Annotated in this window: 11 protein-coding genes and 1 pseudogene; 7 read left to right on the top strand and 5 right to left on the bottom strand. The window is 59.1% G+C overall.

What is annotated here, in order from left to right; all coding sequences use genetic code 11:
• Window positions 1–49: 49 nt before the first annotated feature.
• From dinB to IP76_RS20720, 3 genes are all read right to left on the bottom strand, one after another.
• The gene (dinB, locus tag IP76_RS20710; RefSeq protein WP_054160229.1) at window positions 50–1132 is read right to left on the bottom strand and encodes a DNA polymerase IV; all 1083 of its coding nucleotides are present in this window, start codon (window positions 1130–1132) and stop codon (window positions 50–52) included.
• Window positions 1133–1244: 112 nt separating this feature from the next.
• Entirely contained in the window at window positions 1245–2018 is a 774-nt protein-coding gene (locus IP76_RS20715; protein WP_054160136.1) for an SOS response-associated peptidase family protein, read from the bottom strand.
• 10 nt (window positions 2019–2028) lie between these two features.
• Window positions 2029–4095 carry an ATP-dependent helicase gene (locus IP76_RS20720; protein WP_054160137.1) on the bottom strand — a complete coding sequence of 689 codons (2067 nt, stop codon included), beginning with the start codon at window positions 4093–4095 and terminating at the stop codon, window positions 2029–2031.
• A 1535-nt stretch (window positions 4096–5630) separates the two neighbouring features.
• Between IP76_RS20720 and IP76_RS20730 the strand changes: the two genes are divergently transcribed.
• Genes IP76_RS20730 through IP76_RS20740 form a run of 3 tightly spaced genes read left to right on the top strand, consistent with a single transcriptional unit; the run spans window position 5631 to window position 11081 of the window.
• The gene (locus IP76_RS20730) at window positions 5631–6395 is read left to right on the top strand and encodes an ImuA family protein (RefSeq protein ID WP_054160139.1); all 765 of its coding nucleotides are present in this window, start codon (window positions 5631–5633) and stop codon (window positions 6393–6395) included.
• Entirely contained in the window at window positions 6316–7827 is a 1512-nt protein-coding gene (locus IP76_RS20735) for a DNA polymerase Y family protein (protein ID WP_054160140.1), read from the top strand. The genes IP76_RS20730 and IP76_RS20735 overlap by 80 nt, the downstream gene beginning before the upstream one ends.
• Complete coding sequence (locus tag IP76_RS20740) at window positions 7824–11081, top strand: error-prone DNA polymerase (RefSeq protein WP_054160141.1); 3258 nt, start codon at window positions 7824–7826, stop codon at window positions 11079–11081. The genes IP76_RS20735 and IP76_RS20740 overlap by 4 nt, the downstream gene beginning before the upstream one ends.
• A 139-nt stretch (window positions 11082–11220) precedes the next feature.
• On the opposite strand, the gene IP76_RS20745 is transcribed toward IP76_RS20740, so the two are convergent.
• On the bottom strand, window positions 11221–12108 hold the full coding sequence (locus tag IP76_RS20745; protein ID WP_245281527.1) for a LysR substrate-binding domain-containing protein: 888 nt from the start codon (window positions 12106–12108) through the stop codon (window positions 11221–11223).
• Window positions 12109–12272: 164 nt separating this feature from the next.
• Here IP76_RS20745 and IP76_RS20750 point away from each other — a divergent pair, with 164 nt between their 5' ends.
• The 4 genes from IP76_RS20750 to IP76_RS20765 are packed head-to-tail and all read left to right on the top strand — an operon-like array spanning window position 12273 to window position 15839.
• The gene (locus IP76_RS20750) at window positions 12273–13073 is read left to right on the top strand and encodes a DMT family transporter (protein ID WP_245281528.1); all 801 of its coding nucleotides are present in this window, start codon (window positions 12273–12275) and stop codon (window positions 13071–13073) included.
• A 12-nt stretch (window positions 13074–13085) separates the two neighbouring features.
• Window positions 13086–14465, top strand: coding sequence for an MFS transporter (locus IP76_RS20755; RefSeq protein ID WP_197278395.1), 1380 nt, complete (start codon window positions 13086–13088; stop codon window positions 14463–14465).
• Between the two features lie 3 nt (window positions 14466–14468).
• Window positions 14469–15077 carry a LysE family translocator gene (locus IP76_RS20760; RefSeq protein WP_054160144.1) on the top strand — a complete coding sequence of 203 codons (609 nt, stop codon included), beginning with the start codon at window positions 14469–14471 and terminating at the stop codon, window positions 15075–15077.
• A 57-nt stretch (window positions 15078–15134) separates the two neighbouring features.
• Entirely contained in the window at window positions 15135–15839 is a 705-nt protein-coding gene (locus IP76_RS20765) for an alpha/beta fold hydrolase (protein WP_054160145.1), read from the top strand.
• Window positions 15840–16253: 414 nt separating this feature from the next.
• On the opposite strand, the pseudogene IP76_RS23200 reads toward IP76_RS20765, so the two are convergent.
• Window positions 16254–16388, bottom strand: a pseudogene (locus IP76_RS23200) (IS5/IS1182 family transposase); the annotation flags it as partial.
• Window positions 16389–16422 lie beyond the last annotated feature (34 nt).

A 16422-nucleotide genomic window follows, 5' to 3' on the forward strand; every position in this document is an offset into this window, starting at 1 on the left:
GGTACTGCCCACCGAACTTTCTCCCGCGGCGGGCTTTTTCGTCTCCTATCTACAGATTGAAATCCAGCTGCGGTCGCGTGCGCGCATCAGCGCTCGTCAGCGACGACAGTGTCACCCCGAGAAGACGCACCGATCGCCTGAATGGATAGACAGTGGCCAGCAAGCTTGAGGCAGCATCGAGAACGTCGTTGCCGTTTGCAAAGGGAAGAGCGCTGGTTTTGCTTCGGGTCGCCTGCGTGAAATCCGAAAACTTGATCTTCACCGTGACCGTCTTGCCGCTAAACCCCTTGGCCTCGCAGTAGGACCAGACCTTTTCCGCGAGCGGCTTCAGCTCGCTGGTGGCGAGATCCAGATCGTCGATATCTGTCACGAACGTATCCTCGGCGCCGACGGACTTTCGCTCGCGGTCCGGACAAACCTCTCTGGTGTCCAGCCCGCGCGCGATACCGTAGAAATAGGGCCCGGATTTTCCAAAGTGCTGCGTGAGAAACTGCAGCGATTGTGCTTTCAGATCGAACCCTGTCTCGATACCCAGCCGGTGCATCTTCTCTGCAGTCGCCGGCCCGACACCATGGAATTTCTTGACGGCAAGCTGTTCGACAAATGCCGGGCCATTCTTGGGTGTGATCACCGCCTGACCGTTCGGCTTGTTGAGATCGGATGCCATCTTGGCCAGAAACTTGTTGTAGGAAATGCCGGCGGACGCGTTCAAGCCGGTGACGGCCTTGATCTTCGCCCTGATTTCGAGTGCGATCTCGGTGGCGATCGGCATGTCCTTCAGGTTTTCTGTGACATCGAGATAGGCCTCATCCAGAGAGAGAGGCTCGATTAGCGGCGTGTACTCGGCAAAGATTTCACGGATTTGCTGGGAGACGGCGCGGTAGACCTCAAATCGCGGCTTGACGAAGATGAGCTCCGGGCATTTGCGCGCCGCCGTGACAGACGGCATGGCAGAGTGGACGCCGAACTTTCTTGCCTCATAGCTGGCGGCCGCAACGACACCACGCGCGGCTGCACCGCCGACAGCGATTGGCTTGCCGCGAAGCTCTGGATTGTCGCGCTGCTCCACCGAGGCGTAGAACGCATCCATGTCCACGTGGATGATTTTTCGGACTGGGACCGTTTCATTCATTGGGTCACCGGGAGACGGATCCATATTCAGTAAGAACGAAACAAGAACTTATCATCCCAGCTATAAATCGCAACAGCCGAATATCGGGCGTTCTGATGCGATTGACGTGCGGTCAAAACAGGCTGGCCTGGTCGAGCGGTTCTCCATCCTTGGCAACGATCGAAGATCCATAGGGCTCGCGCGATGTCACGATCAGCGCGTCATCCGGGAGAGGGCAAGCGAGATCCTTGGCTTCATCCCAGGGCGCCTCCATCCAGACACGGGTTTGCTCCTGCGTCAGAAGCAGAACAGGCATGGCCTTCTCGTGGATTGGTTTCACAAGCGCGTTCGGGTCCGTCGTCAGAAACGCGTAGAGATCGTCGGTGGTAAGGCCGTCTTTCACCTTCCGCACGCTTTGCCATTGAGGCACATGAATGCCGGCGAAAAACATCAGCGTCCTGGCTTCGTCTCGAGCAAACCAGGCATTGGGGACTTTCCCTCCGTCCGTCTGGCTTTTCGGATCCGGCTCGGCAAAACTCGTCACGGGAACCAGGCAGCGATGTTCGACACCAAACCAACGCTTCCAATGCGGAAAGGTCAGCTTGCGCACATTCGTCGTGCCCCGATCCGCCTCCATGCGGATCAGCTCTTCGAGATCTGCCGGCTTGCCTTTGGCGATCAGCTTCTCGGCTTTTGCCTTGGCGGCCTTTTCAAGCGCGAACCGCGGGGAGGGTAGACCCCAGCGCGCGTGCACAAGCTGTTTCTTACCGTCGGCGGTATTGCGAATGATCGGCCCTAGCTGATCCGGATGTATCTGGTAAGCGTGCATTGGATTGATAAGGCTCTCGACATCCCTTGCCCAGGTGCTGACCCAGTCCTTGTCTTCCATCCGGTAGAGATTGCACACCGATCCGCTCCTATTTCCACATGGCTCGCATTCGTTCCGCGACATCAATGCGTATTTGCTGGACGCTTCGCTCAGACTTGGCGGCCGGCACGGTCGGCCAGGTCATGGCCTCGAAATATTGCAGCAGCATTGCCGGAATGAACCGGGTTCTTGCTGCATAAACGTGCCTGTCGCCCTGGAGGTTCTGTCCACGGGTGAAGAAACGTTGCGGCGTCACCAGCGCCAGATGGTCCCGGGCGCGCGTCATGGCAACGTACAGCAGTCTGCGCTCTTCTTCGAGTTCGTGGGTAGTGCCGGTCCCGAGGTCAGAGGGGATACAGCCGTCGACGACGTTCAAGAGGAAGACGGCACGCCATTCCTGGCCCTTGGCCGAATGGATGGTCGACAGGATCAGATAGTCCTCGTCGAGCAGAGGCACGCCTGCCTGATCGCTGGTGGCATCTGGCGGATCGAGTGTCAGTTCCGTGAGAAAGCGTTCGCGCGAAGGATAGCCACTGGCAATCTGCTCAAGCTGAAGCAGGTCTGCCTTGCGGGTCTCGGCATCTTCGTGAATGCGGTCAAGATGCGGCTCATACCAGAGGCGCGCTTGCCCAATATCTGCGGGCCAGCCTGCGTCCGCGTTGCGCAGGCTCAGCAGCAACCGAACGAAGGATGTCCAGTCGTCGCCTGTCTTCGGTGGGGCTGGGATCTCTGCAAGGGCCAGCAACGGTTCCGGGTCGGCTGAGATTGTCTCCAGAATGGTCCCAGCCGTCTTCGGTCCGACACCCGGCAACATCTGCAGCAGCCGGAACCCGGCCACACGGTCTCGCGGGTTCTGTGCGAACCGCAACACGGCTAGCATGTCCTTGACATGCGCGCTGTCGAGGAACTTCAGGCCACCGAACTTGACGAAGGGAATGTTGCGGCGGGTCAGTTCGACTTCAAGCAGGCCGCTGTGACTGGACGTGCGAAACAGAACGGCTTGCTGTTTGAGCGTCATGCCGGTCTCGCGATTGGCGAGCACCTGGTCGATGATGAAGTTTGCCTGCTCGGTCTCGTCTTTGACGGTGACGAGTTTGGGTCGCTCCAGCGATTGCCGATCGGTCCAAAGGTTCTTGGTATATCGCTCGCGCGCCAATCCGATGACGCCGTTTGCCGCAGCCAGGATCGGCTGGGTTGAGCGGTAGTTGCGATCGAGCGTGATGATGTCGGCGGGTGGGGTGAACGAGTCCGGGAAATCGAGAATGTTGCGAACTGTGGCTGCCCGGAACGAATAGATCGACTGAGCATCGTCGCCGACGACAGTCAAGCCACGGCCGCCCGGTTTGAGCGCCATAAGCACCGAGGCCTGCAGCCTGTTGGTATCCTGGTATTCATCGACCATCACATGATCGAAGCGATCGCTGATGTCTTCGGCGAGAGCCGGATCGCTGACCATTTGCGCCCAGTAGAGCAGGAGGTCGTCGTAATCGAGGACGTTCTGGGCCTGCTTGGCCTCAACATAGGCTGCGAACAACTGTTTGAGCTGCTCTTCCCAGGTGGCCACCCACGGATAATGCTGGCGCAGGATTTCGTTCAACGGCGTCTGCGAATTGACGGCACGGGAATAGATCGAGAGACATGCGCCCTTGGTTGGAAAGCGGCTTTCCGTCTTGGAAAAGCCGAGCTCATGACGGGCAAGGTTCATCAGATCGGCACTATCTTCGCGATCATGAATTGTGAAATCCACATTCAGCCCAATTTGCTCCGCGTAAATTCGCAACAGCCTTGCACCGATTCCGTGAAATGTGCCGGACCACGAGAGCGCGTCGGTCAAGCTACCGGCGTTGGCACCCAGAACCTGCTTGCAGATCCGCTCGACGCGGCGCGACATCTCGGACGCGGCACGCCGCGAAAATGTCATCAGAAGCATGCGCCTGGGATCGGCACCATTGACGATCAGGTGCGCCACCCGGTGGGCAAGGGTATTCGTCTTGCCAGACCCAGCACCCGCTATGATCAACAGTGGACCAGCTTTCTGTTCGCTTGGCAGTCCAATGCCGTACTCTACGGCGCTGCGCTGTTGCTCGTTCAACTTTTCCAGATATGCAGCCGTCATACTGTCCCCTGAGGAAGCTTGCTTGTCCCCCTGCGCGCCGCAGAAGCCAATCGCTCGGTCTGGTCCGTGTTTTTGACCTAGTCGCGTAGCCGAAGGTTATCAGCAGGGCGGGCCGGACTCCAGAACAAATAATGAACGGGTTGAGGCCGGCTGGGAGGGGTCATTTCGATTGGCATGCACACAGTTGGCGAAGCGGTCAATTGTCGTCCGAGAAACCATGCCGCCGAGCAGGCGCTCCCAGGTATGGAACCGGGCGGGACGTCATTGCTACCTTGTGGATTGTATCGTGGGCTGCACGTGTGGGGGCGCTCTTGACGGCCTTGAGCGTCAGCCAATCTCGATGACATCAACCCGAAGGCCTCGTATAGCGAAGTCCCCGCCAACATTGCGGAAACGTGGACCAGCAGCTCATTCAACTGCTGCCGCGGAACTGACGCGCAAGACGCTGGTTGGTCAGGCGGCCTGGCCTGCGAACAACATCTGTCGGATGCTCAGGGCCAGATTGCCGGGCCAAATGACAGGGCTTAAGGCTTGTCCGGCCCAATGTCAGCCTTAAGCGCCGGTGCTTCGACCCCCAGGTTCGCTTTTCTCGACAATCTGAAGCGCCGCAAGCAAAAATTCCTGTGCTTCAGCCCTATCTTCAGCCCGCTCCGACGTGAGCAATCCAATTGTGTGGACGTGAGTGGGGTCTGGCGGCCACGGAACCTTCGACCATGGATCTGAAGCGCCATTGCGTGCCGCGATCGAGAATGCTTGCAACGTCCTGTAAAAGCGATCCACGTCTTGCTTGTCAGTCGGCCTGCGCATAGAGAAATCCTAATCTAGAGATGCGCAACACGTAGAGTCCCGATTTCGCGAGAACAACAATAAATCACCCATTAGTTTTTATATGGTTGGTAAAAAGTAAAGATTGAAGCGAAGCGCCATGCGCCTTGTCGCGGGCCTATATCGCGGCCGGCGCCGTTCCTTCTAAACAAGCGGAGTTCTGCGGTAATTGGTCTCGCCTGCTGCCGCCCGGATCTCTTTTAAGTTATTCATCGCAAACAGCTTTTTGCCCGAAAACCTGTGGCTGCCACGGCCATCGAACCGATTTTATTGATATCGTGATTGCTGCAATCGGCGCGGCAATGCCAAGTTCTCAAATACGCTCAGTCCGACAACTAACATCCAGCTTGCAGCAATCATGGAGCTGAAGGTCTGCTTGAGGCGCGGCCAAGCGTGATGCCCTCCACAAAGCGCCACTGGCCTGTCGCAAAGGGCAGGGGAACACCAGGCGTATGGCGAATGTCTCGTTATGCAGTTTTGCCCCCGAAGGTGCCGGTGGCTCCCTGATGGAGACCAAAAAAAATCTCAGCGGCCAGCGCATTGATTCCGATAGAAATTCGTCTCCATTCTAATGTTCAGGATAATATTCCCAAGCTTCGAGTTGCTTGACTCTTCGATGCGCCGGGAACAGAAGAAGAACATCCGCATTTTGTCCAGCATGATGCTGGTCCTGAATTCCGTCACCACGACCTTGAAGGGAGCCGTGAACAATGACCATTGCCCGCGCCCCGGTGAGGTCGGCTGTAATCGATGATCTGCGCGAGCGGATCTCCGCCATGGAAGGCATCGCTGCCCGCAGAGCCGGCTGTCTGGCTTTCGGTGTGCCCGAGATGGATGCAGTTTTGCCTGGCGGTGGCCTTGCCTATGGCGCGCTCCATGAGTTCGCAAGCGGCGGTGCGGGCACTGTCGATGGAGCCGCGGCCGCTCTTTTTGCAGCGGGAATTGCGGCTCGGACCAAGGGGCCAATCGTCTGGTGTCTCACGCGGCCGGATCTGTTTTTCCCGGCGCTTGCGCAAGTCGGTCTTCATTCCGACCGGGTGATCTTTGTCGAATCCGACAAGGATGAGGACGTGCTTGCAAACATGGAGGAGGGGCTGTCCTTCGGCGGCCTCGGCGCCGTCGTCGGTGAGCTTGTCCGCCTGCCCATGGTTGGATCTCGGCGCCTGCAGCTTGCGGCAGAACGGACCGGCACGATGGCACTGGCCGTGCGCCGTTGGAGGCGGCAGACGGAAGCCAATGACTTCGGCCAGCCGACGGCTTCGACAACACGGTGGAGAGTAAGCGTCATGCCATCCGAAGACCTGCCGGTTCCGGGCGTCGGTCGACATCAATGGTTCGTCGAGCTGATGCGGGTCAAAGCGGGTGAGTGTGCTGAGTTTCTAGTGAGGGCATGTGATGAGCAGGGTCGTGTCGATTTATCTTCCGGATCTGCCGACCGATCGCATTCGCCGCGACGATCCCAGCATTCCGCCTGAACAGGCCATCGCGGTCATTGCCAAACGTGGCGCGAAACGATGGGTTTCTGCTGCCGATGTGGCTGCAAAACAGGCCGGTGTTCGTGTCGGCATGCCAGCCGCCAAAGCCCAGGCGCTTTTCCGCGGACTGATGATGGTCGACGCCGATGCCATGGCCGATGCGGCAGCGCTTGAGCGCATCACGCTTTGGGCGCTCACCGTTTATTCTCCGATCGTCGCCGTCGATGGGATCGACGGCATCGTCATGGACACGGAAGGTGCCGACCATCTTCAGGGTGGGGAACTGCCGATGGTAACGAAGATAGCCAATCAGTTCCTTGCGAGGAAACTGACCGCACGCGTGGCGGTCGCCGACACCTGGGGAGCGGCGCATGCCTGCGCGCGTGCAATCACGTGGGAGACGGTGATCGTGCCGGTCGGACAGACAGTTCGGGCGGTTGAACGATTGCCAATCTCGCTACTGCGCTTGCCCTGCGACATCGTCGGTGATCTTCGCACGCTCGGCTTCCAGTCCATCGGTGAACTGGCCAATACCCCGCGGGCCCCTTTGAACCTGCGCTTCGGTCCTGAGATCGGTCGTCGTCTCGACCAGATGTTCGGGCGGGTTTGTGAACCGATCGAGCCCATTCGCACCGCCGAGTTGGTCGAGGTCACGCGCGCATTCGCGGAACCGATCGGTGCTGCCGAGACCATCAACAAATATGTCGGTCGCCTTGTCGTACAGCTTATAGAGGAACTGCAGAAAAGGGGCCTTGGCGTGCGACGCGCGGATCTCATCGTAGACAAGGTCGATGGTACCCGCCAGGCGATCCGCGCCGGAACCGTCAAGCCGGCGCGCGACGTGGCATGGTTGACCAAGCTCTTCCGCGATCGAACGGAGAAGATCGAGCCCGGTTTTGGCATCGAAAAACTCACCCTTGTTGCCGTCATGGTGGAGCCGCTCGAAGACCTGCAGAAATCGTCGTCCCTGGTGGAAGAAGAGGTGACCGACGTCTCTCCACTGATCGACGTCTATGGCAATCGCGGACACAGGGTCTATCGCCTCGCACCCGTGGCTTCAGACGTGCCGGAGCGCTCCGTACAGCGCATCAGTGCGGCGGCCGACCCGGTCGGGGTGTCCTGGGTTCACCACTGGCGGCGACCGGTCAGGCTGCTTGCGAGACCTGAACTGATCGACGTGATTGCCCTTCTGCCGGACCATCCGCCCGTCTCCGTCACCTGGCGGGGCAAGCGCCGGAAGGTGAAACGTGCCGATGGCCCAGAGCGCATCTTCGGCGAATGGTGGCAGCGCGATAGCGAGATGGAGGCTGTGCGCGATTACTTCGTCATCGAGGACGAAAGCGGAGAGCGGCTCTGGATATTTCGATCTGGTGATGGTGTCGATCCCGAGACCGGCAGCCACCGTTGGTTCTGCCAGGGGATCTTCGCATGAGATATGCCGAGCTCCAGGTGACAACGCATTTCTCGTTCCTGCGCGGCGCAAGTTCGGCGCAGGAGCTGTTCGAGAGAGCGAGCGATCTCGGTATTGATGCCGTCGGCATTGTGGACCGCAATAGTCTGGCGGGGATTGTTCGAGCACTTGAAGCGTCCCGCGGCACGGGTCTGCGCCTGGTCGTCGGCTGTCGGCTCGATCTTGCTGACGGCATATCCATTCTCGTCTATCCGACCGATCGTGCCGCGTATTCCCAGCTGACTCGGCTCATTACGCTTGGAAAGTCGCGCGGCGGCAAGAACAACTGCATTCTGCATTGGGACGATGTGATCGCCTATTGCGATGGGATGATCGGCATTCTGGTGCCCGATCTGGCAGACGAGACCTGCGCGGTGCGGCTCCGGAAAATGCAGGAGGTCTTTTCTGATCGCGCCTATGTTTCGCTTTGCCTGCGCAGGCGCCCCAATGATCAGCTGCGGCTGCATGAATTATCCCAAATGGCTGCCCGCTTCCGGGTGAAGACGGTCGTCACAAACGATGTCCTGTTTCACGAGCCGGGGCGCCGGCAGTTGCAGGATATCGTAACCTGTATCCGGACCGGAAAGACAATCGATGACGTCGGCTATGAGCGTGAGCGTCATGCAGATCGGTATCTAAAGCCGCCTGAGGAAATGGAGCGCCTGTTTCCCCTTTACCCTGAGGCGCTGGCTCGAACGATGGAGATTGTCCATCGTTGCAAGTTCTCGCTGGAGGAGCTGACATATCAGTATCCAGAGGAAGCGATTGTTCCGGGCAAGGACGCACAGGCTTCCCTTGAGCACTATGTCTGGGAGTGTGCCCCGAGCCGCTATCCCGAAGGCCTGCCGCCGGAGGTTCTCAAGACCGTGCGCCATGAGCTCGATCTCATCCGCACCATGAAATACGCGCCTTACTTCCTGACGGTATTCTCGATCGTTCGCTACGCCCGGTCGCAGGGCATTCTCTGCCAGGGCAGGGGATCGGCTGCAAACAGCGCCGTTTGCTACATTCTCGGCGTGACCAGCATCGACCCCTCGACCAATGATCTTCTCTTCGAGCGGTTCGTTTCTCAAGAACGCGACGAGCCGCCTGATATCGACGTGGATTTCGAGCACGAGCGGCGCGAGGAGGTCATCCAGTGGATCTACAAGACCTACGGCCGGGAAAAGGCAGCGCTTTGTGCAACCGTCACCCGCTACAGGGCAAAGGGCGCGATCCGCGATGTTGGCAAGGCGCTGGGCCTTCCAGAGGATGTCATCAAGGCTCTGTCATCCGGAATGTGGTCTTGGTCAGAGGAAGTCCCTGACCGGAACATTCGCGAGCTCAATCTCAATCCCGATGATCGTCGGCTTGCCCTCACGTTGAAGCTCGCCCAGCAGTTGATGGGCGCTCCCCGCCACCTCGGCCAGCATCCGGGCGGCTTTGTGCTCACGCACGACCGACTGGATGATCTCGTCCCGATAGAGCCAGCGAGAATGCAGGATCGTCAGATTATCGAGTGGGACAAGGATGACGTCGAGGCCCTGAAGTTCATGAAGGTCGATATCCTGGCCCTGGGCATGTTGACCTGCATGGCAAAGGCGTTCGATCTGATCCGCGAGCACAAGGATCGCGACCTTGATCTCGCCAGCATCGAGCAGGAGGATCAGGCAACCTATGCCATGATCCGGCGTGCTGACACGCTCGGGACGTTTCAGATTGAAAGCCGGGCCCAGATGGCAATGCTGCCTCGCCTGAAACCACGGACATTTTACGATCTCGTTGTGCAGGTGGCGATCGTGCGGCCCGGCCCGATCCAGGGCGATATGGTTCACCCCTACCTGCGCCGGCGTGAGGGCAAGGAGCCCGTTGAATATCCAACGCCGGAATTGGAAGCTGTGTTGGGCAAGACCCTGGGCGTGCCGTTGTTTCAGGAAAGCGCAATGCGGGTTGCGATGGTCTGCGCTGGCTTCACCGGTGGCGAGGCTGATCAGCTCAGAAAATCCATGGCGACCTTCAAGTTCACAGGCGGTGTCAGCAAATTCAAGGACAAGCTGGTCTCCGGCATGGTGAAAAACGGCTACACGGCCGAATTTGCCGAAAAGACCTTCAGCCAGCTCGAAGGGTTCGGCTCATACGGTTTCCCGGAAAGTCACGCAGCTTCGTTCGCCCTGATCGCCTATGCCTCAAGCTATATCAAGTGCCACTATCCCGAGGTGTTCTGTGCGGCGCTGCTCAATTCTCAGCCCATGGGGTTCTACGCACCGGCCCAGATCGTGGGGGACGCACGGGCACACGGTGTCGAGGTGAGGCCTGTTTGCGTCAACCACTCTCGTTGGGACTGCAAGCTGGAACGGATAGGCGGTACAGATCGACATGCTGTCCGGCTTGGATTTCGGCATGTGAAGGGCCTGGCCTTGAACGATGGCGCCCGGATTGTTGCGGCCCGGATGGGCAACAGGTTTTCGTCCATCGATGACATGTGGCGCCGATCCGGCGTGCCCACAGAGGCGCTCGTCCAGCTCGCAAACGCTGACGCCTATCGCCCGTCGCTTCGGTTGGAACGACGCGACGCACTTTGGGCGATCAAGGCGCTGCGCGACGAACCGCTGCCATTGTTTGCAGCAGCCGCCGAACGCGAGAGGGTGACGATCGCGGAGCAGCACGAGCCGGAAGTCGCGCTGCGGCAGATGACCGAGGGTCACAATGTCATCGAGGATTATGGTCACACGGGACTGACCCTCCGTCAGCACCCGATCGCATTCCTTCGGAACGATCTCGCAGCGCGCAACATCATCACCTGCGCCGAGGCGATGAACGCCAGGGATGGCCGGTCCGTCTATACCGCCGGGCTGGTCCTCGTGCGTCAAAAGCCGGGGTCAGCCAAGGGCGTAATGTTCATCACGATCGAGGATGAAACGGGCCCCGCCAATATCGTGGTATGGCCGACCTTGTTCGAAAAGCGCCGGCGCGTCGTCCTTGGCTCCTCAATGATGGCGATCAACGGACGGATCCAGCGGGAGGGTGAGGTCGTGCACCTGGTGGCGCAGCAACTCTTCGATCTCTCAGGCGATCTTTCGGGCCTGGCCGACCGCGACATCGCGTTCAAGCTTCCGACGGGCAGGGGAGACGAGTTTGCCCGTGGGGGCGGGCCCGAACCACGCGACAAGCCCCGGCCCGTCGTGTCCCCAAGAGACATGTTCACGCCCGATCTTCACATCGATACGCTGAAGGTAAAAACGCGGAACTTTCATTGATTTCGGGCGAGCTATCTGCTGGTCCTGAGTTCAGATCCCGTCAAGAGCTTCGAGTTACGAATATCCGTATGCAGCCCAAAGGGCACCAACCATCGATTTAAAGCAAGAGCCTGAATTATATCCGCGAACGCCGGGTGGACTAATCGTGAGATGAGAGATCCCGGCGGAGAGCTTCTATCAAGCGATCCACCGCGGGGCTGTTGGCCAAAGGGCTCCGAAGAACACCAATCTCCAAATCGTCGAGCCTTGGCAGACCTTCATTTTCCCCGATGATCGTGAGCGTGTCGGGTACACTGCACAGGGCAAGTGCTGCGACCGATAATCCGGTCTGAACCACGGTAATCATACCGAGTAGGCTGGGGCTGGAATAGGTGCAGCGGTAGCTCCGTTCCGCCTCGCTCAGGCCCTTGATCGCGTTGGCGCGCGCCGAGCATGCGTCGAACAGGGCAACTGGCAGCGGATCGTCCCGCCATGCGTCGTGCGTGCGAGAAGATACCCAAACCAGCTTCTCCCGTCTTAATACCTCGATCTTCTGGCCCGGTGCACGGGTGACGATGGCGAGGTCTATGCCGTTTTCGGCAATGGCGAGGTTGAGTTTCCCCGAGGGTTCACAGACCAGCTCGACGACGATCTGCGGATATTCGTTGGCGAACCTTCGCAAAACCTGCGGCAGAAGCGACGCGGCGTAGTCGTCGGGAATGCCCAGTCGGACAGTACCGGCTTCCGGCTGCTTCGTCACTGTCATCCAGGCTTCATCGGAAAGCTTCAACAGCCGACGCGCATAGGAGAGGAGATCGTTTCCGGCCGCGCTCGGGATGACCGCTTTCGGCGTTCGATGGAGAAGTTGTGTGCCGACGGCCTGCTCCAGCCGCTGCATCTGCATGCTAACGGCCGACTGGCTTCGGCCCACGCGTGGCGCGGCACTGGTGAAACTGCCCGTTTCAGCAACGGCCACGAACGTCTGCAGGAGATCGAGATCAAGGACTTTGCTCATATCTCTATCAGCATATCGAATAGCGATTGCCAAATCTATTCGTTTGTTTCACTGGCTTTTCCAAAGGTAAGGTAGAGCTTGGCGGAGTTTTTGGAATATGTCTACCGGATTTCAATCAGAGCCTTTGAAGCTCGCGATGGGTATGGCCGATCATCGGCACAGTCGGTGCGTTTGGCGTGGAGAGTGGCGCTGATCCGGTGACCATCGTATTCTGGCGATGTGTATTCGGGGCGACGTTTATGCTCCTCTGGTGCGTGGCGTTGCGCTACCTTCCCGACCGGTCCCTGTCGATCAGGAGCTTGGTGCTCAGCGCCATGGGCGGCTCATGCCTGGTCCTCTCGTGGGCCGCGTTTTTCGCCGGGCTCGAAATGACATCGATCGCCACGGCGACGATTGTGATGCATGTGCAGCCGTTTATCATCGTCCTGATCAGCGCCTTCTTCCTGAAAGAGCGATTGACGAGCGATCAGGTGCTTTGGATCGTTGCGGCGTTCATCGGTCTCATTTTCGCCAGTGGCGTTGGTGCGGGTGTCGGCCTGGTCGACCGGACCTGGCTGCTCGGGATCGGAATTACACTTATCGGCGCAGTCTGTTACGCATTGACCGCCATGATCGGCAAACAGCTCGCAAATCAGCGACCCGAGGTGACGGCACTTTGCCAGACGGTGATGGGCATACTGATCTTCTTGCCGTTCATCGATCTCCACCAGACGATCACATTGCCCTCCTGGGGATGGCTGGCGGCAATCGGCATCATCCATTCCGGCATCGCCTGGGTGATTATCTATTCCGCACTTCCGAAGGTGCCGACCCCGGTCGTCGCCATCCTGAGCTTCGTCTACCCGATCGTGGCGATCTGTATCGATTGGGCGATCTACGACCATCCGCTGGGTCTTCTCCAGGCAGGCGGCATGATCGTGATCGGCATCGCGACCCTGGGCGTCCGTCTCGGATGGCGGCTAGGCGGAAAACGCAGGTCGGTATCGTCAGGCTACTAGAATCGAATGAACATGAATTCTCAAACATCTTCCCATCAGGGGTTCGGTCAGCGCGCGCTTCTGGTTCCGATGATGGCCATCCTCGCGCCAGTTGTGCTGTCGACGATCGATATCTCGATGACGAGCACATCACTGCCGTCGATCGCGCGCAGCATCGGTATCGCAAGCGCGACGTCTGTGTGGATTATGAACAGCTATTACCTGATCGTGGTCGCAGCGCTTCTGCCATTCGCCGCACTCGGGGAAATCTACGGTCATCGTCGGGTGTTCCTGATTGGAACCATGCTCTTCCTGGTCGGCGCCCTGGCATCGGGTCTGGCAGGGTCCCTGCCAACCCTGATCGGATCGCGCACCATACTGGCGCTTGGATCGGCGGCGATCTCAGCTGTGACACCAGCGCTCGTGCGATTCATCTATCCGCCGTCGCGTCTCGGCCGGGGTCTGGGCACCTACGCCCTTGTAGTGGCACTGGCCTTCACGGCGGGCCCGACCATCGCATCTACCGTTCTGGCTATCGCCGGCTGGCGCTGGCTCTACCTCGTCCACCTGCCATTCGGTGTCGTGGCGTTGGTTGTGTCCGTGTACTACGTGCCGGCCACACCACGCAGCCATAGAAGGTTCGATATCGCATCTGCCAGCCTCAGCGCCGCATTCTTCGCAGCAGCGCTGTTCGCCTTAGCCGGAATAGCTCATCACTTGGACTGGTCGGTCATTGCCCTGTCGGCGATTGCGTCTATTGCGTTGGGTTATCTGCTGCTGCGGCGGGAACAAGGGCGGTCGGCTCCGATCCTTGCCGTCGACCTTTTCAAGCTTCCACTGTTCTCGCTATCGTCGGCTACCTCGATCTGCGCTTTCACGGTCCAGGGATTGGCATTCATCGTGCTGCCGTTTCTGCTCCATGAGCAGTTCGGATTCGGCCAATCGGAGACAGGCCTGCTCATTACGCCCTGGCCTGCGGCACTGGCGGCAACCGTACTGGTCGTCGCTCCTCTGGCGGATCGCTTCTCGCCAGGCATCCTGGCCACTGGTGGGCTGGTCATCCTGGCCGCAGGTCTCGCCAGCGTTGCCTATCTGCCCGTGGATGCCACCTCGATGGATATCGTCTGGAGGCTTGCAGTGTGCGGTTTAGGATTCGGGTTCTTTCAGTCGCCGAACATGCGAGCGATCATGGCAAGCGCACCTCCATCACGCAGCGGAGGTGCAAGCGGGATCGTCGCTGCCTCGCGCCTGTTCGGCCAGGCAATCGGCGCGGCCATCGTCGCGCTGTGCCTCTCGCTTTCCGGTTCCGGCGGTGCGGTTCTGGCGATATCGATCGGCGCGGGCGTGGCGATTGCCGGAAGCTTGATCAGCGCCATGCGCCTGTTGGCGCGGGTCACCAAGGGAACGAGTTAAGTCATGACCCTGAACTGGATACTTTCCGTCGTGCTGTTCACCATCGCGTCTTCCGGCTCGCCGGGGCCGAACAACATGCTGCTGACCACGACCGGCGCCAACCACGGTTTTGCGCGATCGCTGCCGCATGTATTTGGCACGGGCGTGGGCATCTGCCTTATTTTTCTCGGGTTGGCTGCATTTGGCAGCCAGTTGCTACAGAACGAGACCTTCAGGGACGTGCTGAAGTGGGGAGGCGTTCTTTACCTCGCTTGGCTGGCATTTAAAATCGCCACAAGCCGACCCGACACGTCATCTGCGGATGGAGACAGCGCGAAACCGTTGACTTTCTTCCAGGCGATCCTGTTTCAGGGGCTGAACCCAAAAGTCTGGCTGGGCGGTGCAAGTGGCATTTTAAGTTTCGGTTCGAGTTCCGAGGGATGGAGCGCGCTCGCCATGAGCTCTGCATTCGCCGTATTGTTTGCGGTCATCAGCATGCCGTGCGCAGCAGTCTGGGCGCTGTTGGGGTCGTCGGCGCGTTATCTTCTGAAGTCGACCCGTTCGCTGCGGATATTCAACATCTCGATGGCGGCCTTGCTTCTCGCATCACTCGTTCCCGTTGTCTTGAGCTGAAGAATGCCGATAGGGTTCTGTTGAAAACAAGACTACCGGACATCGAAATGCAACCCATTGAAATTATTACTCGTTCCAGGCTTCATGGCCACAAAGGCTCTCTGGGAGGACGTTGCAGCGGACTTCGAAAAGGTCGGCCCGCTTACCTATGCCGACCTCAGCGAAGGAACCTCGATCTCCGACATGGCCGAGCGGGCGATCGAGGCCGCCCCGGAGACGTTCGCTTTGATAGGGTTCTCGATGGGTGGATATGTGGCAAGAGAGATCGTCCGAAAATTCCCCGATCGCGTCCAGACGCTTGTCCTGATCGCTACTTCTGCCCGCGCTGATACGCCGGAACAGGCCCTTAGGAAATCGCGTGCCGCGGACCAATTGCGAGCTTCCAGTTACGCAGGTCTAAGCCGGGGGACTGTATCGCAATCGCTTCATCCTGACCGCGCGACCAATGGCGAGATGATCGATCGCGTCAGGCAGATGAGCATCGATCTGGGCAAAGACGCATTTCTGCGCCAGACCGTGCAGACGCGAAAAAGCGATCTGGACAGGCTCGACGAGATCAGTTGCCCGACACTGATCATCGCCGCCGCGGAAGATCGGCTGAGAAGCCTCGAAGAGGCCGAGGAACTGCAGGCCGGAATTTCAGGCGCGGAACTCTGCGTTATCCAGGGATCGGGGCATATGCTTCCCATCGAAATGCCACAGGCTCTGGTCGGGGTTGTCGTTCCCTGGTTGCTGTCTGCTCCCGTCATCCGGCACGCATAAGCTGGAAGACCTTTCGTATTGTCTCGGCCAATCCTTAGACCGCTTCTATGGAGTAGTGGGCGTTGCGGCGCTTCTGAACTGATGGGGTGGATGCCCCCTCCAGCCGGCATCTGCGTATGATGCCTACCCAGCGCCATTCCGGCGCTCACGGACGGAAAGCAGATGACACAGGTGCATATCCTTGCGATCGACCTCGCGAAGCGAAGCTTTCAAGTCTGTGGAACAGATCGCGGCGGTGCGTGTGTGGATGCCCCCGGTTTGGCAAGGAGATTTTTTGACGGTAGTCCGCGGACGAGGAATTCTATCGGTCGTGTGTCAGGCCTCTTGATGTGGCCTGATTAGCCACGTGCCGGGATGCAGTTCGAAGAACAGAGACCGCATCGGTTCAGAGAGGGGGCATCCACCCCATCAGTTCAACGCCTCCGGTGTCACCCAAAGTGTCAGGCTACCGCGCCGACGAAGCCCTGCCTCATACTCCGCCCAATTCGTCACTTTGAACTTCATCTTGCCGATACGATTGCGGCGGGACGCATAATGTTTGAAAGGCATCGTTGTGGAAGAGGCAAATAATTGTGATTGCCGA

Source organism: Rhizobium sp. AAP43, from assembly GCF_001296045.1.
Lineage (GTDB): Bacteria > Pseudomonadota > Alphaproteobacteria > Rhizobiales > Rhizobiaceae > Allorhizobium.